This is a genomic window from Dermatophilaceae bacterium Soc4.6, assembly GCA_039889245.1.
Lineage (GTDB): Bacteria > Actinomycetota > Actinomycetes > Actinomycetales > Dermatophilaceae > Lapillicoccus.
Map to the genome: position 1 here is coordinate 630325 of JAZGVH010000002.1, position 20619 is coordinate 650943.

The 20619-nt window shown below is 72.1% G+C and carries 22 protein-coding genes; 16 read left to right on the forward strand and 6 right to left on the reverse strand.

Annotated elements, in window-relative coordinates; genetic code table 11:
* Positions 1–15 precede the first annotated feature (15 nt).
* Genes V3N99_03010 through V3N99_03020 form a run of 3 tightly spaced genes read left to right on the forward strand, consistent with a single transcriptional unit; the run spans position 16 to position 3316 of the window.
* Entirely contained in the window at positions 16–1221 is a 1206-nt protein-coding gene (locus V3N99_03010) for an iron-containing alcohol dehydrogenase (protein ID MEO3935708.1), read from the forward strand.
* Positions 1218–2621, forward strand: coding sequence for a histidine kinase (locus tag V3N99_03015; protein ID MEO3935709.1), 1404 nt, complete (start codon positions 1218–1220; stop codon positions 2619–2621). The genes V3N99_03010 and V3N99_03015 overlap by 4 nt, the downstream gene beginning before the upstream one ends.
* Positions 2621–3316: a response regulator transcription factor gene (locus V3N99_03020; GenBank protein ID MEO3935710.1), complete on the forward strand. Its 696-nt coding sequence runs from the start codon at positions 2621–2623 to the stop codon at positions 3314–3316. Before V3N99_03015 ends, V3N99_03020 begins: the two co-directional genes overlap by 1 nt.
* Positions 3317–3346: 30 nt before the next feature.
* On the opposite strand, the gene V3N99_03025 is transcribed toward V3N99_03020, so the two are convergent.
* Complete coding sequence (locus V3N99_03025) at positions 3347–4075, reverse strand: GntR family transcriptional regulator (protein MEO3935711.1); 729 nt, start codon at positions 4073–4075, stop codon at positions 3347–3349.
* Positions 4076–4291: 216 nt separating this feature from the next.
* Between V3N99_03025 and V3N99_03030 the strand changes: the two genes are divergently transcribed.
* From V3N99_03030 to V3N99_03055, 6 genes are read left to right on the forward strand one after another with little or no spacing between them, the layout of a single operon-like run.
* Positions 4292–5245, forward strand: coding sequence for a proline iminopeptidase-family hydrolase (locus V3N99_03030; GenBank protein ID MEO3935712.1), 954 nt, complete (start codon positions 4292–4294; stop codon positions 5243–5245).
* Positions 5242–6972, forward strand: coding sequence for an ABC transporter substrate-binding protein (locus tag V3N99_03035; GenBank protein ID MEO3935713.1), 1731 nt, complete (start codon positions 5242–5244; stop codon positions 6970–6972). Before V3N99_03030 ends, V3N99_03035 begins: the two co-directional genes overlap by 4 nt.
* Before the next feature lie 7 nt (positions 6973–6979).
* Positions 6980–7984, forward strand: coding sequence for an ABC transporter permease (locus V3N99_03040; GenBank protein MEO3935714.1), 1005 nt, complete (start codon positions 6980–6982; stop codon positions 7982–7984).
* Positions 7984–8952, forward strand: a complete 969-nt coding sequence (locus V3N99_03045; GenBank protein ID MEO3935715.1) for an ABC transporter permease — start codon at positions 7984–7986, stop codon at positions 8950–8952. The genes V3N99_03040 and V3N99_03045 overlap by 1 nt, the downstream gene beginning before the upstream one ends.
* Positions 8945–10021, forward strand: coding sequence for an ABC transporter ATP-binding protein (locus V3N99_03050; GenBank protein ID MEO3935716.1), 1077 nt, complete (start codon positions 8945–8947; stop codon positions 10019–10021). Before V3N99_03045 ends, V3N99_03050 begins: the two co-directional genes overlap by 8 nt.
* On the forward strand, positions 10018–11007 hold the full coding sequence (locus V3N99_03055) for a dipeptide ABC transporter ATP-binding protein (GenBank protein ID MEO3935717.1): 990 nt from the start codon (positions 10018–10020) through the stop codon (positions 11005–11007). Before V3N99_03050 ends, V3N99_03055 begins: the two co-directional genes overlap by 4 nt.
* Here V3N99_03055 and V3N99_03060 read toward each other — a convergent pair.
* The 3 genes from V3N99_03060 to mftM all read right to left on the reverse strand — a co-directional run bounded on the left by V3N99_03060 (position 11004) and on the right by mftM (position 12750).
* Positions 11004–11531 carry a GAF domain-containing protein gene (locus V3N99_03060; GenBank protein MEO3935718.1) on the reverse strand — a complete coding sequence of 176 codons (528 nt, stop codon included), beginning with the start codon at positions 11529–11531 and terminating at the stop codon, positions 11004–11006. The genes V3N99_03055 and V3N99_03060 overlap by 4 nt on opposite strands.
* Before the next feature lie 26 nt (positions 11532–11557).
* A complete protein-coding gene (locus V3N99_03065) occupies positions 11558–11848 on the reverse strand; it encodes a hypothetical protein (protein MEO3935719.1) in 291 nt (96 codons plus the stop codon).
* A 68-nt stretch (positions 11849–11916) separates the two neighbouring features.
* Positions 11917–12750 (reverse strand): mycofactocin oligosaccharide methyltransferase MftM, encoded by an 834-nt coding sequence (mftM, locus tag V3N99_03070; GenBank protein ID MEO3935720.1) that lies wholly within the window; start codon positions 12748–12750, stop codon positions 11917–11919.
* Between the two features lie 213 nt (positions 12751–12963).
* Here mftM and mftA point away from each other — a divergent pair, with 213 nt between their 5' ends.
* Genes mftA through mftF form a run of 6 tightly spaced genes read left to right on the forward strand, consistent with a single transcriptional unit; the run spans position 12964 to position 17624 of the window.
* Positions 12964–13104 carry a mycofactocin precursor MftA gene (gene mftA / locus V3N99_03075; protein MEO3935721.1) on the forward strand — a complete coding sequence of 47 codons (141 nt, stop codon included), beginning with the start codon at positions 12964–12966 and terminating at the stop codon, positions 13102–13104.
* Positions 13104–13397, forward strand: a complete 294-nt coding sequence (mftB, locus tag V3N99_03080) for a mycofactocin biosynthesis chaperone MftB (GenBank protein MEO3935722.1) — start codon at positions 13104–13106, stop codon at positions 13395–13397. Before mftA ends, mftB begins: the two co-directional genes overlap by 1 nt.
* Positions 13394–14623, forward strand: coding sequence for a mycofactocin radical SAM maturase (gene mftC / locus V3N99_03085; protein MEO3935723.1), 1230 nt, complete (start codon positions 13394–13396; stop codon positions 14621–14623). The genes mftB and mftC overlap by 4 nt, the downstream gene beginning before the upstream one ends.
* Before the next feature lie 9 nt (positions 14624–14632).
* The gene (gene mftE, locus V3N99_03090) at positions 14633–15409 is read left to right on the forward strand and encodes a mycofactocin biosynthesis peptidyl-dipeptidase MftE (protein ID MEO3935724.1); all 777 of its coding nucleotides are present in this window, start codon (positions 14633–14635) and stop codon (positions 15407–15409) included.
* On the forward strand, positions 15406–16188 hold the full coding sequence (locus V3N99_03095) for a mycofactocin-coupled SDR family oxidoreductase (protein ID MEO3935725.1): 783 nt from the start codon (positions 15406–15408) through the stop codon (positions 16186–16188). The genes mftE and V3N99_03095 overlap by 4 nt, the downstream gene beginning before the upstream one ends.
* Positions 16185–17624 (forward strand): mycofactocin biosynthesis glycosyltransferase MftF, encoded by a 1440-nt coding sequence (gene mftF / locus V3N99_03100; protein ID MEO3935726.1) that lies wholly within the window; start codon positions 16185–16187, stop codon positions 17622–17624. Before V3N99_03095 ends, mftF begins: the two co-directional genes overlap by 4 nt.
* 112 nt (positions 17625–17736) lie before the next feature.
* Here mftF and V3N99_03105 read toward each other — a convergent pair whose 3' ends face one another.
* Positions 17737–19404, reverse strand: a complete 1668-nt coding sequence (locus V3N99_03105) for an alkaline phosphatase family protein (protein ID MEO3935727.1) — start codon at positions 19402–19404, stop codon at positions 17737–17739.
* Positions 19405–19581: 177 nt separating this feature from the next.
* Here V3N99_03105 and V3N99_03110 point away from each other — a divergent pair, with 177 nt between their 5' ends.
* Positions 19582–20088, forward strand: coding sequence for a phosphoribosyltransferase family protein (locus V3N99_03110; GenBank protein MEO3935728.1), 507 nt, complete (start codon positions 19582–19584; stop codon positions 20086–20088).
* A gap of 18 nt (positions 20089–20106) precedes the next feature.
* On the opposite strand, the gene V3N99_03115 is transcribed toward V3N99_03110, so the two are convergent.
* Positions 20107–20532, reverse strand: coding sequence for a hypothetical protein (locus tag V3N99_03115; protein MEO3935729.1), 426 nt, complete (start codon positions 20530–20532; stop codon positions 20107–20109).
* Positions 20533–20619 lie beyond the last annotated feature (87 nt).

Consider the following 20619-nt stretch of genomic DNA (forward strand, 5'->3'; position numbering starts at 1 on the left):
GCGAGCGTGGAGCCGATGTCAGGCACGACGGGGTCGGTCGACGTCGTCGGGGTGCCTGCCCGGGCGTCCGGGTCACGACTGGTGACGTTCCACGCCCCCGAGGTCGTCTTCGGGCCCGGCTCGCTCGCCGAGGCGGGCTACGCCGCACGTCGCCTGGGGGCCCGGCGCCCGCTGGTGGTCACCGACCCCGGCATCATCGCGGCCGGGTGGGTCGACGAGCTGCTGGCTCACCTGCGCGAGGCGCGGCTGGAACCGGTCGTCTGGCACGGCCTCACGCCCAACCCCAAGGACCGCGAGATCGCTGCGGGCCACGACCTCTACCTCGAGCAGGGTGCCGACGTCATCCTCGCCATCGGAGGCGGGTCGTGCATCGACGCGGCGAAGGGGATCGCGATCCTCTCGACCAATGGTGGCCACGTGCTCGACTACGCCGGTGTCGACCGCGTCACGAGACCGATCCCACCCCTGCTGATGATCCCGAGCACCTCGGGCACCGGCGCCGACGTGTCGCAGTTCTGCGTCGTCACCGACACGATGCGCTGCGTCAAGGTCACCATCATGGGTCGGGCCCTGGTGCCCGACCTGTCGATCATCGACCCCCGGCTGCTGATGAGCATGCCGCCGTGGCTGACCGCTGCCACGGGTCTCGACGCGCTGACCCACGGCATCGAGGCCTACGTCAGCCTCGCCCACAACCCCTTGGCCGACATCCACGCCCTCAGTGCGGTGGGCCTGGTCACGCGCAACCTGCACACGACCATCCTGCGACCCGGTGACGAGACGGCCCGGGAGGGCATGGCCCAGGCCAGCCTCAACGCGGGGCTGGCCTTCACCAACGCGATCCTCGGCGCGACCCACGCGATGAGCCACCAGGTGGGCGGGCTGCTCGACGCCCCTCACGGAGTCGTCAACGGGGTGCTCCTTCCCCACGTCATCCGCTACAACGCCCGCGCGACCCCCGACCGGTTCATCGCGCTGGCGCGTGCCGCCGGGCTGGCCGTCGACGGCATGCCCGGAGTCGAGGCCGCCGACCTGCTGGCCGAGCACGTGCGGTCCCTGGCCGACGACGTCGGCGTGCCGCGTGGCCTGCGCGAGCTCGGGGTCGACGAGTCGGTCCTGGCGCGCCTGGCCGCCAGCACCCTCGACGACGCGTGCCTGACGACCAACCCCCGGTCGGCCAACGGCGAGGAGCTGGTGGCTCTCTTCCGCCAGGCGCTGTGAGCCCGACGACCGCGGGCGACGAGCGCCCCGATCTTGCCGCGCTCACGGGGGTGCGCAGCGGGAAGGGGTCCTTCTACCGCGCCTACCTGCGCTCGGACGAGCGACTGCAGCACGCGTTGCGGGCCATGGACTCCATCTCCCGCGCCCTCGTGCGCACCCTCGAGGGGCCGCGCGGCATCCTCGAGCAGGTGGCGCGGGCGGCCGGGACCCACCTCGACGCGTCCTGGTGCCTGCTCGGCCTCGCCGACGCTCACCTACCGGGGGCGCGTCCCCGGTTCATCGTGGTCACCCCCACGGGTGAGGTCGAGAGCGACGAGGGCAACCTCCCTCCCCACGTGCGCCGCGAGCTGGGCGCCGTCCGCGCCGGCCTGGCCCGGACCGTCGCGCCATCGGGCTGGGTCAGGGTGCCGATGACCCTGGAGGGCGAGACGGTCGGCACGCTGAGCGTCCTGCACGGCCTGCCCGAGGAGCCGGAGCCGAGCGATGTGTCGGTGCTGCGCATCCTCGCCAACCAGGCAGCGGTCTCGCTGCACACCTCGCAGCAGTACCAGGCGGGGCTCACGTTGCACCGGCGCGCGCAGCAGCTCTACGACGAGGCGACGGCCCAGGCCCAGGACCTCGCCCGCCGCACGGCCGAGCTGCGGCGGGCCGAGCAGCAGCTGCACGTGGCGACCGAGCGCGAGCTGGTCGACGGCGAGCGCCACCGCATCGCCCGTGAGCTGCACGACAGCGTCACCCAGTACGTCCTGTCGTCGGGGCTGGCCGTCGAGGTGGCCCGGGGAGAGGCCGAGCTGCTCGGGCCGGTCGCCGCCACCATCCACGACCAGCTGCTCACCGCCCGCAACCTGTCCCAGCAGGCGGTCGAGCAGCTGCGGCGGGCCATCTACGCCCTGCACCAGCCGCACCGCGACACCATCTCGACGCTGCCCGAGCTCATCCACGAGGTGAGCCGACACCACGACCGCAGCCTCGACGTCGCCCTGCGGGTGGAGGGCGGAGCCGTGCCGCTGCCCGGCTCGGCGCACCACGAGATCGCCCGCGCCGTGGGCGAGGCGCTCTTCAACGTCGCGACGCACGCGAGTGCCTCGCGGGTGATCGTGCGGCTGCGCTACCGGCCGCACGAGCTGCGCGTGGCCGTGGCCGACGACGGTGTGGGTGACCCCACCGACCTCAGCCGCAGGCTGCGCATCGCCCGATCCGCCCCCACCGACGGCCGGCACCGCGGCCTGGTCAACATCGAGAGCCGGATCGCCGAGCTGGGGGGCACGATCGCCTTCCGCCGGGCCCGGCTCGGTGGGGTGCGCGTCGAGATGCGCATCCCGCTACCGCTGCCGCCCACCCGACCCGGGATCATCGACGGACTCGTCGGCCCACCCACCCGTTCGCCCCAGGAGACCTGATGGCCACCCTCGTCCCGGCCCCGCACCGCTCCCCCACCCCACCCGAGGGCCTGCGCACGGGGGTCGACATCGTGCTCGTCGACGACCACGCCATCGTGCGGCAGGGCCTGCGCTCGATCCTCGAGCGGGAGGAGGACCTGCGGGTGGTCGGGGAGGCGTGCTCCTCCGCCGAGGCGATGGCCGTCGTCGGGCGCACCCGGCCGCAGGTCGTCGTCCTCGACCTCAAGCTCTCGACCTCGTCCGACACCGAGGGCCTGGCCCTGTGCTCGACGCTGGCCGGCGCCCACCCGACGGCGGCGGTCCTGGTCTTCACGACCTTCCTCGACGAGCACCTGGTCCTGCAGGCGGTGCGGGCCGGTGCCCGGGGCTACGTCGTCAAGGACGTCGACACGTCCGGGCTCGTGCGAGCGATCCGCGACGTCAGCCGCGGCGAGAGCGCGTTCGACGCGCGCAGCGCCTCGGCGATGGTGCGCGGGCTGCACAGCCCGCAGACCCACTCGGCCTCGCAGCTGACCGCTCGCGAGTCGGAGGTGCTCGCCCTGCTGGCCCGGGGGCTGTCGAATCGCGACATCGGAGGGCGGCTCTACATCTCCGAGACCACCGCGAAGTTCCACGTCGGCAACATCCTGCGCAAGCTCGGGGTCAGGCGGCGGGCCGAGGCGGTCTACGCGGCCTCGAAGATGGGCGTGATCTGAGCTGGGGAGTCGCTCGCCGGGCCACCGTCCTCAGGGCAGCGTGAGCTCCGGGTGGATACCTGCGCTGCGGGAGATCACCCTGCGGAGGGTGCGGGCCGACATGGTGAAGTGCTCACGCGCGATGACGCCGGCATCGTCGACCCTGCCCTCGACGACCGCCGACACGAGCGCGGAGTGCTCGATCACCGCCTGCCCGTAGAAGTCGGGGTCGTAGGGCTCGATGGCCAGCCCCAGCGACGTGCGGGTCAGCAGATCGCGGCTGATGGCCGCCATCTGCGGGTTGCCCGTCGCACGCAGCACCCCCTCGTGGATGGCCATGTCGGTCCGGTGCTGGTCCTGCGGGGTCCGCGCGCGCACGAAGGCCTCGAGCAGGGAGCGCAGCTCCTCGGCACCGGCCCGGGTCCGGACCTCTGCGGCGGTGCGGGCCACCATCTCCTCATAGCGACAGCGCAGGTCGCCGAGCTCCTCGATCTCGGCCCGCCGAGGCACGAGGGTGCGGCCCACCGCCGCGGCGGACGCGGGCTGCCAGCTCTGCGTGACGAAGGCGCCACCGGCCCGGCCACGCCTGACGTCGACGACCCCGGCCTCCCGGAGCCGGGCCAGCGCGACCCGCACCGTGGTCCTGCTGACCCCCAGCAGCCGAGCCATCTCCCGCTCCGCCGGGAGGCGTTCTCCGGGGACGAACTCACCCAGTGCGATCGCGGCCAGCAGACGGTCGACGACCTCGTCGCCGACCGTCTGCACGGTCAACGGGGACATGGAGACCACCGCGCTGGACAAGCCCGTCAGCACCATGGTTCCCCTCGTAAAGTCCCTGCTGCGCACCACCTTCCCCGATCTGTGCCCGTCCGTCGGGGTCGGAGGCGAAACGTGACACAGCCTTAACACAAAAGGTCTTCCTGGCAGACCATTACAGTGCGAGCGTGTGGTCCACGACGGCGCACGGCGTCGTGCCGTATCGACAGGAGGGCCCCGGTGACCATCACCCCGCACGGCATCGCGACACCGAGTCGAGAGGGAACGGTCGACTTCCGCGGTTTCGAGACCTGGTACCGCATCACCGGAGACCTCCGCTCGGGGCTGAGCCCGCTCGTCGTCCTCCACGGCGGGCCCGGCGTGCCGCACGACTACACCCTGCGGATCGCCGGTGTCGCCACCACGGGTCGCGCCGTCATCCACTACGACCAGCTCGGCTGCGGCAACTCGACCCACCTGCGCGACCGGGGCGCCGACTTCTGGACCGTCGAGCTCTTCCTGGACGAGCTCGACAACCTGCTCGGCGCGCTCGGCATCGCCGACGACTACTGCGTGCTCGGTCAGTCGTGGGGCGGGATGCTCGGGGCCGAGCACGCTGCGCGGGCGCCGAAGGGGCTGAGGGCGCTGGTCATCGCGAACTCGCCTGCCTCCATGGAGCTCTGGCTCGCCGAGGCCAACCGGTTGCGCGGTGAGCTCCCGCCGCAGACGCAGGCCACCCTGCTGGCCCACGAGCAGGCGGGCACCACCGACTCGCCGGAGTACGCGGCGGCGGAAGAGGTCTTCTACGACCGGCACGTGTGCCGCGTCGTGCCCAACCCGCCAGAGGTGGTGGCGAGCTTCGCGAAGCTCGCCGAGGACCCGACCGTCTACCACACCATGAACGGGCCCAGCGAGTTCCACGTCATCGGCACCCTCAAGGGGTGGAGCATCGTCGACCGCGCCCACCGGATCACGGCCCCGACCCTGCTCATCAACGGTGCCTACGACGAGGCCACCGATGCCTGCATGCAGCCGTTCGCCGACGCGATACCCGACGTGCGGTGGGAGAGGTTCGCCGAGTCGAGCCACCTGCCGCAGGTCGAGGAGGAGGCCCGCTACCTCGAGGTGGTCAGCAGTTTTCTCGCCGAGCACGACCAGCCCCAGACCGCATCCCGACCCGGAGGAACCTCATGAGCTCACGTCGTCTGCACAGTGCCGTCGTCGTCGGCACAGCGATCGCGCTGACCGTCACGGCCTGCAGCTCGTCGTCCCCCGGGCCGACCGCGACCGGGGGCGGGGCGGGGGGAGGCGCGGACACGGCCGCTCCGGCGACCTTCCAGTCCCAGCACAAGGGCGGCGACCTCAAGCTGCTGGCCAAGGCCGCCGGCGGGACCCTCGACCCCCAGGTCAACTACACGCTGCAGTACTGGCAGCTCTACCAGACGCTGTACGACGGACTGCTGGCCTTCAAGAAGGTGGGTGGCCAGGACTCGTTCACCGTGGTGCCCGACCTGGCGCAGGCCCTGCCGGAGGTCAGCAACGACGGCAAGACCTACACCTTCACCCTGCGCAAGGGAGTCAAGTTCTCCGACGGGAAGGACGTGACCGTCGCCGACGTCGCCGCGTCCTTCAAGCGGATCTTCACCGTCTCGAGCCCGACCGCCGGCTCCTTCTACAACGGCATCGTCGGGGCCGCGGCCTGCCTGAAGGCGCCCGCGAGCTGCGACCTGAGCAAGGGCGTCGTCGTCGACCAGGGCGCGGGCACGGTCGTCATCAACCTCGTCGAGCCCGACCCCGAGCTGAAGTACAAGCTCGCGGTGCCGCACGCGTCGATCCTGCCCGCGAGCTCACCGCCAAAGGACGCTGGTAACACGCCGATCCCGACCACCGGGCCCTACATGATCGCGTCCTACGACCCCAACACCTCGCTCAAGCTCGTGCGCAACCCGAGCTTCACCGAGTGGTCGCACGAGGCGCAGCCCCAGGCGTACTCCGACACGGTCACCGAGAGCTTCGGCCTGACCGTCGAGGCGGCGGTGACCGCGGTGGAGAACGGTCAGGCGGACTGGGTCTTCGACCCGCCCCCAGCCGACCGGCTCAACGAGATCGGCACGAAGTACACCGCCCAGGCGCACGTCAACACGCTCACCGCGATGTGGTACCTCCCGATGAACGTCAACCTCGCGCCGTTCGACAACGTCAAGGCCCGCCAGGCGGTCAACTGGGCGGTCGACCGCGCCGCCGTCGTCAAGCTCTACGGCGGGGACAAGCTCGCCCAGCCGGTGTGCACGTTCCTGCCCCCCGCGTTCCCCGGCCACGTGGACGACTGCCAGTACACCGCCGGCGGCGGGACCACCTGGAGCGCCCCCGACCTGGCCAAGGCCAAGCAGCTGGTGCAGGAGTCGGGCACAGCGGGGATGGAGGTCGGGATCGTCACGCAGGACGACGAGGTCAACAAGTCGATCGGGCAGTACCTCCAGAGCCTGTTCACAGAGCTCGGCTGGAAGGCGACCCTCAAGCCGATCTCCGCCAACATCCAGTTCACCTACATCCAGAACAACAAGAACAAGGTGCAGATCAGCCTGTCGCAGTGGTACCAGGACTACCCGGCGGCGTCCGACTTCCTCAACGTCCTCACGTCGTGCGCCTCGTTCACCCCGGGAAGCGACTCGTCGATCAACATCGCGGGCTACTGCGACAAGGCCCACGACGCGGCGATGCAGCAGGCCCTGGTCACCTCACGCACCGATGAGACAGCGGCCAACGCCCAGTGGGGTGCCGTCGACAAGCAGACGATGTCTGACGCGGTGGTGGCGCCGATGTTCACGCCCAAGCTCATCGACTTCGTGTCCAAGCGGGTCGGCAACTACCAGTTCAGCAAGCAGTTCTACATGCAGGTCAGCCAGCTGTGGACGAAGTGAGCGGCCGGTGACGGCACCCGTCGTCACGTCGTACGGGCCGTGGCGCACTGCCCTGGGGCAGCTGCGCCGCAACCGGGCGGCGATGGCCTCGCTCGCGGTGTTCTTCCTCGTCGTGGTCGTCACCCTGCTGGCTCCGGTCTACGCGGGCAGCATCGCTCACACCGACCCCTTCGCGTCGAACGTGGCCGGCACGACGGTGATCGGCGGGCAGACCGTGCCCGTGCTCGAGCCGAGCACCACCGGCCTCGGTCTCGGCGTGACCCCGATCGGCCCGACCTGGGACCCGGCGCACTACTTCCTCGGCGCCGACGGCCAGGGCCGCGACGTCATGGCCCGGCTGCTCTACGGCGGTCGCAACAGCCTGCTCATCGGCTTCTCCGCCGCCCTGCTCTGCTGCGGGCTCGCCGCCCTCATCGGCATCCTCGCCGGCTACTTCGGCGGCGTCGTCGACGGGGTGCTGTCGCGGCTGCTCGACGTGGTGTGGGCCTTCCCGGTCTACCTGCTGGCCATCAGCCTGTCGGTGGTGCTGCTGACCAGCGGTCTGCGCCTCGGGCCGGTCGTCATCGGGGCGGGCAGCCTGTGGCTGCCGGTGCTCATCATCGGCGTCGTCTACGTGCCGTACGTCGCTCGCCCCATCCGGGGTCAGGTGCTGGCGCTGAAGGAGAAGGAGTTCGTGGCCGCCGCGATCGGGGTCGGGTCCACCGACCTGCGGATCATGCGCCGCGACGTCGTCCCCAACGTCGCCCCCACGGTCGTGGTCTTCCTGCCCCTGATGACCGCGCTGGCCATGCTCACCGAGTCGGCGCTGTCGTTCCTGTCCGTCGGGGTGCAGCCGCCCCAGGCCAGCTGGGGCACGATCGTCAACGACGGTCTCGACCTGCTCTACACCCGGCCCGCCGTCACCGTCGCCCCCGGTGTCGCGATCGCCCTCACCGCCGTGGTGCTCAACCTCTTCGGGGACGGCATCCGCGAGGCGCTCGATCCCCGGGCCAAGCTGCGGGGGGCCGCCTGATGGTGCGCTTCGCGATCAGCCGGTTCGGTGCGGCGATCTTCGTCCTCCTGTCCATCTCGATCCTCGTCTTCCTCATCTTCTTCGCCACCCCGGGGGTGGACCCGGCAGCGCGGATCGCGGGACGCAACGCCGACCAGGCCACCCTGGCGCAGGTGCAGGCCGAGTTCGGCCTCGACCAGCCGCTGCCCGTGCGCTACGCGCTGATGATGAAGCACCTCTTCGTCGACCGTGACCTGACCTCCTACGTCAACCGGGGGGTGGAGGTCATCCCGCAGATCGTGCAGGCGGTGCCCGTCACCCTGTCGCTGGTGCTGGGGGCGGCGGTCATCTGGATGGTCATGGGGGTGGCCATGGGCACCCTGGCCGCGGCGTGGCGAGGCCGCGCCGCCGACCCGGTGATCGTGCTGGTCGGCGTGGTCGGGGTCTCGATCCCCGTCTACTGGCTCGGCGAGGTGGTCAACCTCGTCACCCAGAGCCGCCTGCACGACGGCGTGTTCGCCTGGGTGCCGCCGCTCGGCTACGTCCCGCTCACGCAGGACCCGCTCCAGTGGGCGCTGCACCTGCTCTTCCCCTGGCTGACCCTCGCCGTGCTGTACGCCGGCATCTACGCCCGGGTGCTGCGCTCGGAGATGATGAGCGCGCTCGACGAGGACTACGTGCGGACCGCCCGGGCCAAGGGCGTGTCCGAGCGCCGGATCCTCATCCGGCACGCCCTGCGCTGCTCGCTCATCCCCGTCGTCTCGCTCTTCGGCCTCGACTTCGGCGCCCTCGTCGGCGGGTCGGCGCTGCTGACCGAGGTCGTCTTCGGGCTGCCCGGGGTGGGGCGGCTGACCTACACCGCCCTGCAGAACCTCGACCTGCCGGTCATCCTCGGCGCCGTCCTCTACGCGGCCTTCTTCGTCGTGCTCTCCAACGCCCTCGTCGACCTCGTCTACGCCGGCCTCGACCCGCGGGTGCGCCATGTCTGAGCCACCGTTCGTCGGGCCGCTGCTGCAGGTGGAGGACCTGCGGGTCAGCTTTCGCAGCCGACGCGGCACCGCCGTCGCCGTCGACGGGCTCTCCTTCTCGGTCGAGCCCGGCGAGGTGCTGGGCGTGGTCGGCGAGTCGGGGTCGGGCAAGAGCGTGTCAATGATGAGCCTGCTCGGCCTCGTGCGCGACCCCAACTGCACCGTCGAGGGGAGCGCTCGATTCCGAGGAAAGGACCTCGTGACGATGGCCGACCAGGACCTGCGGGTGCTGCGCGGCCGTGACATCGCGATGATCTTCCAGGACCCCATGACCGCGCTGACGCCGGTCTACACCGTGGGCTGGCACATCGCGGAGCAGATCCGGGCGCACCAGTCGGTGTCGAAGGCCACGGCCCGGACCCGGGCCATCGAGCTGCTCGCCGAGGTGGGCATCCCCGACCCCGCGCGGCGGGTCGACGACTACCCCCACCAGTTCTCCGGCGGCATGCGCCAGCGGGCCGTCATCGCGATGGGTCTGGCCAACAACCCCTCCCTGCTCATCGCCGACGAGCCGACCACCGCGCTCGACGTGACCACGCAGGCGCAGGTGCTCGACCTCTTGCGGCGGCTGCGGCGCGACCACGGCTCGTCGATCATCCTCATCACCCACGACATGGGCGTGGTGTCGCAGCTCGCCGACCGCGTCCTGGTCATGTATGCCGGCCGGGCCGCCGAGGCCGGCCCGCGGCAGGAGGTCTTCCACCACCCCCGCCACCCCTACACCTGGGGGCTCCTGGGCTCGGTGCCCCGGGCTCGGGCGCCGCGGGTGCGGCGGTTGCCGGCCATCCCCGGGTCACCGGCCTCGGCGCTGGCGGTGCCGTCGGGGTGCGCCTTCGCCCCGCGGTGCCGGCTGGCCCACGACCACTGCACCGAGCGGCCGTCCCTGATGGGGACGGGTCACCTCGACGCGTGCTGGCTACCCCGCGACACCCGCCACGAGCTGCGGCACTCGCTCGACGAGGCCGCGACCGCGGCCGGTGACCCGGGTCAGACGTCGGTCGACGTGCCCGAGGAGGAGGATTTCGAGTGATCGAGCGTGGCGAGGTGCTGCTGAAGGCCACCGACGTCGTCAAGCACTTCCCGGTCAGCGGGTCGTCGTGGCGCGGGGCCCGGGAGGTCGTGCACGCCGTCGACGGCGTGTCGCTCGAGGTGCGTCGGGGCGAGACCCTGGGCATCGTCGGGGAGTCCGGGTGCGGCAAGTCCACCCTAGGCCGCTGCCTCGTGCGCCTGACCGACCTCACCTCCGGGAGGGTCGAGCTCGGCGGGGTGGACATCACCTCCCTGTCGCGGCGACGGCTGCGGCCGGTGCGGCGCGACATCCAGCTCGTCTTCCAGGACCCCTACTCGTCGCTGAACCCGCGTCGTCGGGTCGGGGAGATGGTGGCCGAGGGCATGGAGGTCGCCGGGACCCGGTCACGGCGGGAGGTCGCCGCACGGGTGGCCGAGCTCTTCGAGCTGGTGGGGCTGTCGGCCGACCACGTCGACCGCTACCCGCACGAGTTCTCCGGGGGTCAGCGCCAGCGGGTCGGCATCGCCCGGGCGCTTGCCGTCGACCCGTCGGTCATCGTGGCCGACGAGCCGGTCTCGGCCCTCGACGTCTCCATCCAGGCCCAGGTGCTCAACCTCTTCGCCGACCTGCAGGACGAGCTGGGTCTGACCTACGTCTTCATCGCCCACGACCTCGGCGTGGTGCGGCACGTGTCGGACCGGATCGCCGTGATGTACCTCGGCGAGGTGGTCGAGGTGGCCGACGCCGATGCGCTCTACGACGCACCCGCGCACCCCTATACAGAGGCGCTCCTGTCCGCGGCACCCGAGATCGACGATGGGGTCACCGAGCTGGCGCCCGAGCGGATCGTGCTCGTCGGTGACGTGCCCAACCCGGTGAACAAGCCGAGCGGATGCCCCTTCCACCCCCGGTGCCCGCACGCGCAGGACAAGTGCGCGATCGAGCGTCCTCCGCTGCGCGCGGTGGCACCCGGGCGCCTGGCTGCGTGCCACTTCCCGCTGGTCTAGCCGATCACGTGGTCCTGCAGCTCGTCGACGATCCGTGCGGACAGCTCCTGGAGGGCCGCGACCTCGGAAGCGGTGAACTCGCGCCTCGTGTGGCCGATGGTGCAGCACGTGCCGAGCACCTGCCCCGAGGGCGAGATCAACGGCGCCCCCAGATAGCTGCGCACACCGTCGAGCAGCACCAGGGGGTTGTCGTGCTGGAGCGGATCCGCTGCGGCGTCCTCGACGACATACGGCTCGCCACTGCGCACGGCGTTGGCACAGAACGACCACTCGACGGCGCTGCCCCCGGCATCCCCCATCCAGGTGCCGTCCAGACCGAAGCTGCCGGCGAAGAACTGCGCCCGCCCCAGGACGATGCTCACGAGCCCGATGGGGAGGTCCACCATCTCGGCGGCCTCTCGGGCGAGCTTGGCCAGCGCCGACTTCAACGCCGGTGCGTCGAAGTCGTAGCGTCCGACCTCCGTCAACCGGGCCACATCGGTGACAGGATCCGGGGTGGGGTCGGTCGCTGTCGGGTGCTTCATGGGGTCGCTCCTCGCGGCAATGACACTCATCGTCCGAGCTCCGCGAGCCGACGGGCAGCCGTGCGGCGGATCCGCACGGATCGAGCAAGCAGGTTGCACAGCGGGTCGTGGACGGCGATCTGGTCCACCAGCGCGTCGAACTCCCGCTCCGAGAGGAAGGACGCCGTCGGCGGGAGGGAGGCCCGCTCGCAGATCTCGCGCCAGACGCTCTCGGCGTCCAGCTGGTCGTGGTTGGCGAGCAGGTCGTCACGGACCTCGTCCACGGTGGGTGGGGCACCGGCGTTGGCCCGGGCACCACTGACGCTTGAGCTGAGCACTCGCTGAGAGTACTTAAATGCGGCTTTACGAACAAGAGGGACGAAAGGCGATCGACGACAACCCACCGTCACGGCTTGTCGAGCACCAGCCAGCCGCCGTGGTGCTCCGACACGGCGTACGGCGCGCCGCTGGCCCGGCCCCAGACCGCGAGGTCCTCGAGGGTGACCGTCCGCACGTGACCGTAGGACTCGTCGACCTCCCGCTCCAGCGAGACGGCGGCGACGACTCGCCGGCGGGCGCAGCGCAGCGCCTCGTGGATGACCGCGACCCCGTGCTCCTGGTCAAGGCGCTCCATGAGGTGGATGACCAGGACCGTGTCGGCGCAGCCGTCCTCGAGTGGCACCCGCGCAGCGTCGGCGAGCAGGGTGGTCAGGCGCAACCCGAGCCGCGGCGCCAGGGTGTGCAGCAGCCGCACCGTCCCGGCCGAGACGTCCGAGGCCGTGACGTCGTGCCCCCGTGAGGCGAGACGCAGGGACAGGAAGCCGAAGCAGCATCCGAGCTCGAGCACCGGGCCGGGGAGGACCAGCTCGGCCGCCCGGTCGTAGATCGGCGCGGGGCGCGCGATCGTGTTGCGGTAGAACCGCTCCCAGCTGTCGAGTGCATCCGGCTCCATCGAGCGCACGATGCCGGTGAAGATCCGCTCGAAGGCCTCGGCGCCGCGCAGCCAGCCGGGCCCGAAGAGCTCGTCGACGATCACGCTCGCGAGGTCGTCGTCGACCTGCTCGGGCGAGAGGCAGTGCGTGACGAGCACCCGCCCCGCGATCCGCGAGACATCGAAGTGCGCCGTCTGCACGGCGCCACGGGCCCGCCGGGGCCACGGGCCCGACCAGCGCTGGACGACGACGACCTCGTCCTCGTAGCGGCCGGGGACGGAGGTCGGACGCAGCGGGTCGATCGGCATGACGACCTCCTCGACGTCTCGGGTCGCTCGCCCGGGTGACGCTCCGGACGCTAGGAGCCTCGCCCCACCCGCGGCCAGACGTGACGGCAAAGACTGACCCTGCGGAGCGGCGCCCTCTCCGTCAGGCTAGGTAACTCTGCCCGGACGGGGGGCGTCGGCCCGGTCTGTGCCTCATAGCGTCGGGGTCAGACAAACCCGACCGGAAGGTGCCTCATGTCCGACACGCTCACCCCCCTGGCGACCGACGCCCCCCTCGACACGACCACCGAGATCACCGACACGACCGACGAGGTGCTCGCCGAGGACCAGCTGGTCGAGGAGATCTCCATCGACGGCATGTGCGGCGTCTACTGATGCCCGACATGCTCGGGCAGGCGTGGTGCCTGAGCGAGTCGGTGTCGTTGCGACCGGAGCCCTTCGGGGCGCTGGCCTACGACTTCCGCACCCGGCGGCTCAGCTTCCTCAAGACGCCGGCGCTGGTCGAGGTCGTGCGCCTGCTGGGCGAGAGCCCCTGCGTCGCCGACGCCCTGGTGGGCGCCGGCGTCGACGCCTCCGAGCACGCGTCATACGCACGCGCACTGCGCACCCTCGCCGACAGCGGCATCCTCACCCCGCGCACGACCCAGCCCGAGGAGATCCTCGTATGACCGCCATCCTCGACCGCACCAGCGAGCGACCGGTCGGCGGGCGGCTGGTCGACCAGTTCGAGTACGGCCTGGACGCCCCGATCTGCCTCACCTGGGAGCTGACCTACGCGTGCAACCTCGCGTGCGTGCACTGCCTCAGCTCGTCCGGCCGTCGTGACCCGCGCGAGCTCACCACTGCTGAGGCCAAGGCGCTCATCGACGAGTTCGAGCGGATGCAGATCTTCTACGTCAACATCGGCGGCGGCGAGCCGACGGTGCGGCCCGACTTCTGGGAGCTGCTCGACTATGCGGTCGCCCACCACGTCGGCGTGAAGTTCTCGACCAACGGCTTCCGCATCACCCCACAGCGCGCGGCCATCCTCGCCGCCACGGACTACGTCGACGTGCAGATCTCCCTCGACGGGGCGACGGCGGAGGTCAACGACGCCGTGCGCGGACAGGGCACCTACGACGCGGCGATGCGCGCTCTGGCCAACCTGCAGGCTGCGGGCATGAAGGACTTCAAGATCTCGGTCGTGTGCACGCGGCACAACATCGGCCAGCTCGACGAGTTCAAGGCGATCGCCGACACCTACGGCGCCCAGCTGCGACTGACCCGCCTGCGCCCCTCGGGCCGCGGGGCCGACGTCTGGGAGGAGCTGCACCCGCTCCCCGAGCAGCAGCGCGAGCTCTACGACTGGCTCGTGGCGCACGGCGAGGGGGTGCTCACGGGCGACTCGTTCTTCCACCTGTCGGCCTTCGGCGACGCCCTCCCGGGGCTCAACCTCTGCGGCGCCGGGCGGGTCGTCTGCCTCGTCGACCCGGTGGGTGACGTCTACGCCTGCCCGTTCGCCATCCACGACACCTTCCTGGCCGGCAACGTGCGCAGCGAGGGCGGCTTCGACACCGTGTGGAAGACGTCACCGCTCTTCCTCGACCTGCGCTCGCCGCAGACCGGTGGCGCCTGCACGAGGTGCTCGGCCTACGACTCGTGCCGGGGTGGGTGCATGGCGGCCAAGTTCTTCACCGGGCTCCCGCTCGACGGACCGGATCCCGAGTGCGTCAAGGGCAACGCCGACGCCTCGCTCGCGGCCCTCGACCCGGGTGCCCGGCCGGGCACCAGCCAGGACCACTCGCACACCGGGCCGGTGCGCAACCAGCCGGTGCCGCTGACCCTGGTCACCCGGCGTCCCGAGCGCTCGTGCGACGAGAGCCCGCTCACGGGGCTCGGCGCCCACAGCCGCTAGGGCCCGTCGGTGTTCTCCTCCGTGCCGACGTCCTGGCCGCTGCTCGACCTCGGGCTGCAACGCTCGCCCGAGGTCGGCACGGACGAGGTGCTGCTGCTGGTGCCGCTCGGGTCGATGGAGCAGCACGGCCCGCACCTGCCGCTGTCCACGGACTCGGTCGTCGCGGCCTCCGTGGCCAGGGCCGCCGCCGAGGTGCTCGTCGGGGAGGGGAGGCGGGTGCTGGTCGCGCCGACCCTCGCCTACGGCAACAGCGGTGAGCACGAAGGTTTCCCCGGCACCATCTCGATCGGTCACGAGGCCCTGCACCTGCTGCTCGTCGAGTTCGGTCGGTCGGCCTGCCGGTGGGCGCAGGGCCTGATCTTCGTCAACGGCCACGGAGGCAACGTCGCCACGCTGCGCGCCGCCGTCGACGTGCTGCGCTACGAGGGTCGGCCCGTGGCCTGGACCTCGTGCGACCTGCCGGGGGCCGACGCACATGCCGGTCGCACCGAGACCTCGCTGCTGCTCGAGCTCACCCCGCACGCCGTGCACACCGACGCCGTCGAGGTGGGGTGCACCCTCCCCCTCGAACAGCTGCTCCCCCGCCTGCGCCGGGACGGGGTCAGAGCCGTGTCGGCCAACGGCGTCCTCGGGGACCCCACGCTCGCGACGAGGGAGGAGGGACACGCGCTCACCCAGACGCTCGTGCGCAACCTGCTCGACGAGCTGCGCACCCTCGACGTCGCGGGCACGGGTCGGCTCGCGCGAGCGGCCGACCACGCGGTCCGCGCGGACGCCGACGCGTGAAGACGCCCACCGCCCTCGTCACCGGGGCCGCCCGCGGCATCGGCGCCGCCGTGACGCACCGGCTCGTCGGCCGCGGCTTCCACGTCATGGCGGTGGACGGGTGTGCAGGGGCAGACGGAGCGGCCTACGGGCTGGCGACCCGGGCGGACCTCGACGGTGTCGTCGCGGCGCACCCCGGGCAGGTGACCGGGGTGGTCGCCGACGTGCGCGAACCCGGCGCGCTCGCAGCGGTGGTCGAGCAGGTGCGGTCCGAGCACGGTGGACTGAGCGTGGTCGTCGCCGGGGCGGCGATCATCGCCGGCGGTGACGCCCTGTGGGAGACCGACGACGCCCTGCTCGACGCCGTGTGGAGGTCTGACGCCGTCAGCGTGTGGAACACCGCGAAGGCCACGATGCCGCTGCTGCTCGCGCAGCCGGCCGACGCGCGGCCGACGTTCGTGGCCATCACCTCGGCCGCCGGCGAGCACGGGCTCTACCACCTGTCGGCCTACTGCATGGCCAAGCACGCGGTCGTCGGACTGGTGCGGGCGCTGGCCGCCGACGTGGCCGGTCACCCCGTGACCGTGGCCGGGGTGTCACCCGGCTCCACGTCGACCGACATGCTGCGTGAGACCGCCCGGCTCTATGACCTGGACGACGTCTCCGCACTCGTCGCCGAGCAGTCCATCGGCCGGGCCCTCGACCCTGACGAGGTGGCCTCGGTCGTCGAGTTCGCCTGCACCGCAGGGCAGGTCGTCCACGGGGCGATCCTGTCGGCAACCGGTGGCTTCGGCCGGTGACGGCCGCGCGCCTGCCCGACGGCTTCACCGTGAGGCTGGCCGAGGCGACCAGGCTCAGCGACGGTGGCGAGGCCCTGCTCAGCGCCACGACGGGCCGTCTGGTGCGCCTGAAGCCGGCGGCAACCCATCTGCTCGTCGATCGCGTGGTGACGGTCTCCGACGCCGCCACCGCCGCGCTGGCGGCGGTGCTGATCGACCGCGACCTCGCCGACCCGTGGTGGCGTGACCCCGTCATCGCGTCACCCACCGTCGACGCCGTCACCGACGTCACCGTGGTCGTGCCGGTGCGCGACCGCCCGGCGCAGCTCGCCCGCCTCCTGCAGTCGCTCCCCCCGGCCCTGCGCGTGGTCGTGGTCGACGACGGCTCGCGCGACCCGGCCACCGCCGCGGTGGCGGTCGAGCGCGGCGCGCAGGTCGTCAGGCTGGACCCGGGCCGCGGGCCGGCCGGTGCCCGCAACGCGGGAGCGGCCGCGTGCAGCACTCCTTACGTCGCCTTCCTCGACTCCGACGTCGTGCCCGAGGCGGGCTGGCTCGCGACCCTGCACCGTCACCTCGCCGACCCGCGCGTCGCGCTGGTGGCTCCCCGCGTGCTCGGGCTGCCAGGGCCGACCGGCGGCGAGGGCTGGCTGCACCGGTATGAGGCGGTGCGCTCCTCGCTGGACCTCGGCCCCCGGCCGGCGGGGGTGCACCCGCACGGCCAGGTGGCCTACCTGCCGAGCGCCGCGATGCTCGTGCGGCTGGCCGCCTGGGGCAGCGGTTTCGACGAGTCGCTCCAGGTGGGTGAGGACGTCGACCTCGTCTGGCGCACCTACGAGGCGGGCTGGCGGCTGCGCTACGAGCCGGCCGCCGTGGTGCGCCACGAGCACCGCACCGACGTGTCGAGCTGGCTGCGCCGCAAGGCCTTCTACGGCACCAGTGCCGACCTGCTGGCCGCGCGACACGGTGACGCCGTGGCGCCGATGGTGCTCACGCCGTGGACGGGCGCCTTCGTGGTGGCCCTGCTCGCCCAGCGCCGCTGGTCGCTGCCCGTCGCGGCCGGTGTCTACGGAGCGGCGACGTGGCAGCTGTCGCGGCGGCTCACCCGCAGCCGCCGCCCGCTCGTCACGGCGTCGTCCCTGACCGCCGTCGGCGCAGTGGCCGCCCTCTGGCAGACCTCGGCGGCCCTCACGCGCCACTACTGGCCGCTGGCCGTCGTCGGCGCCCTCGTCAGCCGTCGCGTCCGCACCGCCCTCCTGGTGGCCGCGGTGGTCGACGGCCTGGTCGACCACCACCGGTCGCAGACCGACCTCGACCCGGTGCGCTACGTCCTGGCCCGGCGGCTCGACGACCTCGGCTACGGAGCGGGGGTCTGGCTCGGCGCCTGGCGCGGCCGCTCGCTGCGCGCCCTGCGCCCGGCCCTGCGCGGCTTCCCCCACCGGGCCGGCGAGACCGGCTGACCACCCCCACCCACCTACCCGGGGCGGTGAACGCTGCGCTTCGCCGGCCTGGGGTCCAGCGTCCTGTCCGAGGACCAGGTGCGCAGCGCTCGCCGCCATGATTCGGGCGGCGTCAGGGGGTGGGGAGCACAGGGGTGCCCTCGATGCGCACGGCCTGGAGCGACCGCGGGTCGAGACCCAGCAGCGAGAGCACCGTCGGTGCGATCTGGGTCGTCTCCACCGGCGTGCTGACGACGGAGCCACGGGTCGAGCCGATGCCGATGTGCGAGACGGTGGCCACCACGACGGGTACGTGACGGTCCGCGGGGTTCATCCCCCCGTGCTCGGCGATCTTCTTCGTGCCCCCGGTGTAGACGACACCGGGCTGCGCGACCCCCACGACGTCCGGGTGACGGGCCTCGTCCGGCGAGACGCCGTAGAAGGCCGCGGCCGCGTCGCCCGCGTAGACCCTGCTCAGCCCGGACCCGGTGACCGTGCGGGACGCCGAGGTGGCCGTGGTTCCCGTGGCAGCGTGCGAGAGCAGCCACTGTCGCACGAAGCGCGTGGCGGCCGGTGACCGGTCGCTCAACCACAGCAGCAGGCTGTCGTCGTCGGCCGACCACGCGACGAGATCGGCCGCGGCCGGGTGGCCCACCTTCCAGTCGGCGTCGAGCCCCTCGATCACCGCCCCGTCGTCGACCCGGGTCAGGGTGGTCGGGTCGGTGGGCGACTGCCCGTGCTTGGCCGACAGGATGATGCTCGTGGACGAGGCGAGACCGTCCTGGCGCAGCTGCGCCACCATGGCGCCGACCGACGCGTCGACGAAGCCGAGGGCCGAGCTGAGCACCGGCCCGGGCACGGTGCCACCCGGCAGGTAGCCACCGGCCAGACCGTCCGACACCGGCAGCTTCTGGGCCGTTGAGACCGACTGGAAGTTCATGCCGAAGATCGCGGGTACACCGACGTGGCTGGTGCCCGAGTGGTCGAGCCCGTCGATCTCGTTGAGGACGGCCCGGACCTTGACGGCGTCGTACGCCTGTGTGGAGGAGTTGATGCTCGTCCAGTCGCCACCCGAGGGCGCGTCCGAGTTGATCTCCGGCGTGAAGAGGTCGTCGACGTCCTGGCCCGAGGGGCCGTTGAGGATGTCGTAGGCCGGGTGCTTGTCCGACCACGCCGTGCGGAGGCCTGAGCGGTGGACGACATCGAAGATCGTGTTGACCTTCAGGTACGAGTGCGGCATGACGGGCTTGCAGGTCGCCGGGTCCACCGGGAGGGCCGCGCGGTCGATCAGTCGCTGGGGCCTGCCCGTCATGGACAGGATCGAGCCGGGCAGACCGGTGAGGCCCTGGCCGGCGTCGAGCCGCGTCGGGTCGCGGTCGAGGGACTCGTCGTAGGCCACGCCGGTGCCGGGGGCCACGCCCGCGCAGCTCGTCGTGCCCGCTGGCAGCAGCGCCCGGTCGTAGGAGACGTCGTAGTAGACCCCGGTCGTGCGCGGGTTGCCACCGGTCACCTGTCCGACCAGGCCCGGGAAGGAGTCGGAGGGCACGGGCGTCGTCGCGGAGGTGTAGTCGACGCCACCGCGCAGCAGGGCCGCGAGAGCCGAGGTCGGGTGCGCCGCGGCGTACGAGGCGAGGTCGTTCTGGTGGAGCCCGTCGACCGAGAGCAGCAGGACGTGCCGGGCCGCGGTCGTGGGCGTGTCGTGGCCGGTCGTGGCCTGCGCCGCGACGGGCGGGAGCGCGAGCGCCGAGGCGGTGGTCAGGACACCGAGAGCGGTGAGGGTGTGGCGGCTGGGGGGGCGCATGACGAGCCTTTCGAGGGGTGACGCGGACGGCCCCATCCCATCGCCCGCACGTGCGAGGAGGCTGCGAGACCGGTGACGGGAAGGCAAAATCCAGGAGGCACCTCGGTGACCCGTGTCCCCCCTCCCGGTGTCGAGCGCGGGTGAGGGACAGCTGGCCGGGACGCTAGGGTGCTGCCCATGGCGGACGAGCGCGAGATCCTCACCTGGGCCCTCTTCGGGGAGGCGACCCGTGACCTCGCCCAGCAGGTGGTCGACGACTGGGCGCCCGACATGATCCTCTCGATCGCCCGGGGCGGGCTGCTCATCGGCGGCGCCCTCGGCTACGCCCTGGGGATCAAGAACACCTACACGATGAACGTCGAGTTCTACACCGGCGTCGACGAGCGCCTCGAGGTGCCGCGCATCCTGCCGCCGGCTCCCGACTTCGTCGACCTCGGCGACGCCCGGGTGCTCGTGGCCGACGACGTCGCCGACACCGGCCACACCCTGCGCTCTGTGCAGGAGTTCGTCGCCGGCAAGGTCGGCGAAGTGCGCACCGCCGTGATCTACGAGAAGCCGCACTCGGTCGTGCGCTGCGACTACGTGTGGCGCCGCACCGACAAGTGGATCAACTTCCCGTGGAGCACCCTGCCACCGGTCACCGCCGACGGCGTGCCCGCCCTCGACATCGTGCTCGACGCCTGAGCCTGCCACCCCCCGCGATCAGGGCTCGGGCCACTCCAGCCGCTTGGCCAGGAGCACATCGAGGGCCACGGAGTCACCGTCGCGCCCTCCGCGACCGGTCTGCAGCGGCGGTGGCGTCGGCTCGAGGGTGACGGTGCGCCAGCGACCGAACCGGACCGGCGCGACGACGAGCTGGTAGTAGCGACCCGCGACGTCGACCCCGAGGGCGAGGTCGCGGCGCAGGAACCACCCCGTCACACCCGTGCGGTACCGACCGCCGCCCGACCACGGCCGAGCCGTCAGCTCCTGCGTCACCAGCCCAGCCTGCCCCGCCTGCTCGACGAAGCGGTCGATCAGCACCTGCGCCCGCGCAGACTCCTGCTCCGCGCGCCGCCGCTGCGTCTCGATGTGGTAGTCGGCCTGCGCCGCCCGCTCGGCCCTGCGCCGGTCTACCTCGTCGTCCACCGTCGCAGCCTGTCACGCCGGGCCGGCGACCGCGCGGGTCACCCCCTCCACGCCGTATGCCGCCCACCCCGGGTGGGGTGGGCGGCA

Bases quoted from the DNA above. Each gene is read 5' to 3' on its own strand.
- V3N99_03010 (MEO3935708.1), top strand. From the start codon at position 16: ATGTCAGGCACGACGGGGTCGGTCGACGTCGTCGGGGTGCCTGCCCGG.
- V3N99_03020 (MEO3935710.1), top strand. From the start codon at position 2,621: ATGGCCACCCTCGTCCCGGCCCCGCACCGCTCCCCCACCCCACCCGAG.
- V3N99_03025 (MEO3935711.1), bottom strand. From the start codon at position 4,075: ATGTCCCCGTTGACCGTGCAGACGGTCGGCGACGAGGTCGTCGACCGT.
- V3N99_03035 (MEO3935713.1), top strand. From the start codon at position 5,242: ATGAGCTCACGTCGTCTGCACAGTGCCGTCGTCGTCGGCACAGCGATC.
- V3N99_03045 (MEO3935715.1), top strand. From the start codon at position 7,984: ATGGTGCGCTTCGCGATCAGCCGGTTCGGTGCGGCGATCTTCGTCCTC.
- V3N99_03050 (MEO3935716.1), top strand. From the start codon at position 8,945: ATGTCTGAGCCACCGTTCGTCGGGCCGCTGCTGCAGGTGGAGGACCTG.
- V3N99_03060 (MEO3935718.1), bottom strand. From the start codon at position 11,531: ATGAAGCACCCGACAGCGACCGACCCCACCCCGGATCCTGTCACCGAT.
- mftM (MEO3935720.1), bottom strand. From the start codon at position 12,750: ATGCCGATCGACCCGCTGCGTCCGACCTCCGTCCCCGGCCGCTACGAG.
- mftA (MEO3935721.1), top strand. From the start codon at position 12,964: ATGTCCGACACGCTCACCCCCCTGGCGACCGACGCCCCCCTCGACACG.
- mftB (MEO3935722.1), top strand. From the start codon at position 13,104: ATGCCCGACATGCTCGGGCAGGCGTGGTGCCTGAGCGAGTCGGTGTCG.
- mftC (MEO3935723.1), top strand. From the start codon at position 13,394: ATGACCGCCATCCTCGACCGCACCAGCGAGCGACCGGTCGGCGGGCGG.
- V3N99_03105 (MEO3935727.1), bottom strand. From the start codon at position 19,404: ATGCGCCCCCCCAGCCGCCACACCCTCACCGCTCTCGGTGTCCTGACC.
- V3N99_03110 (MEO3935728.1), top strand. From the start codon at position 19,582: ATGGCGGACGAGCGCGAGATCCTCACCTGGGCCCTCTTCGGGGAGGCG.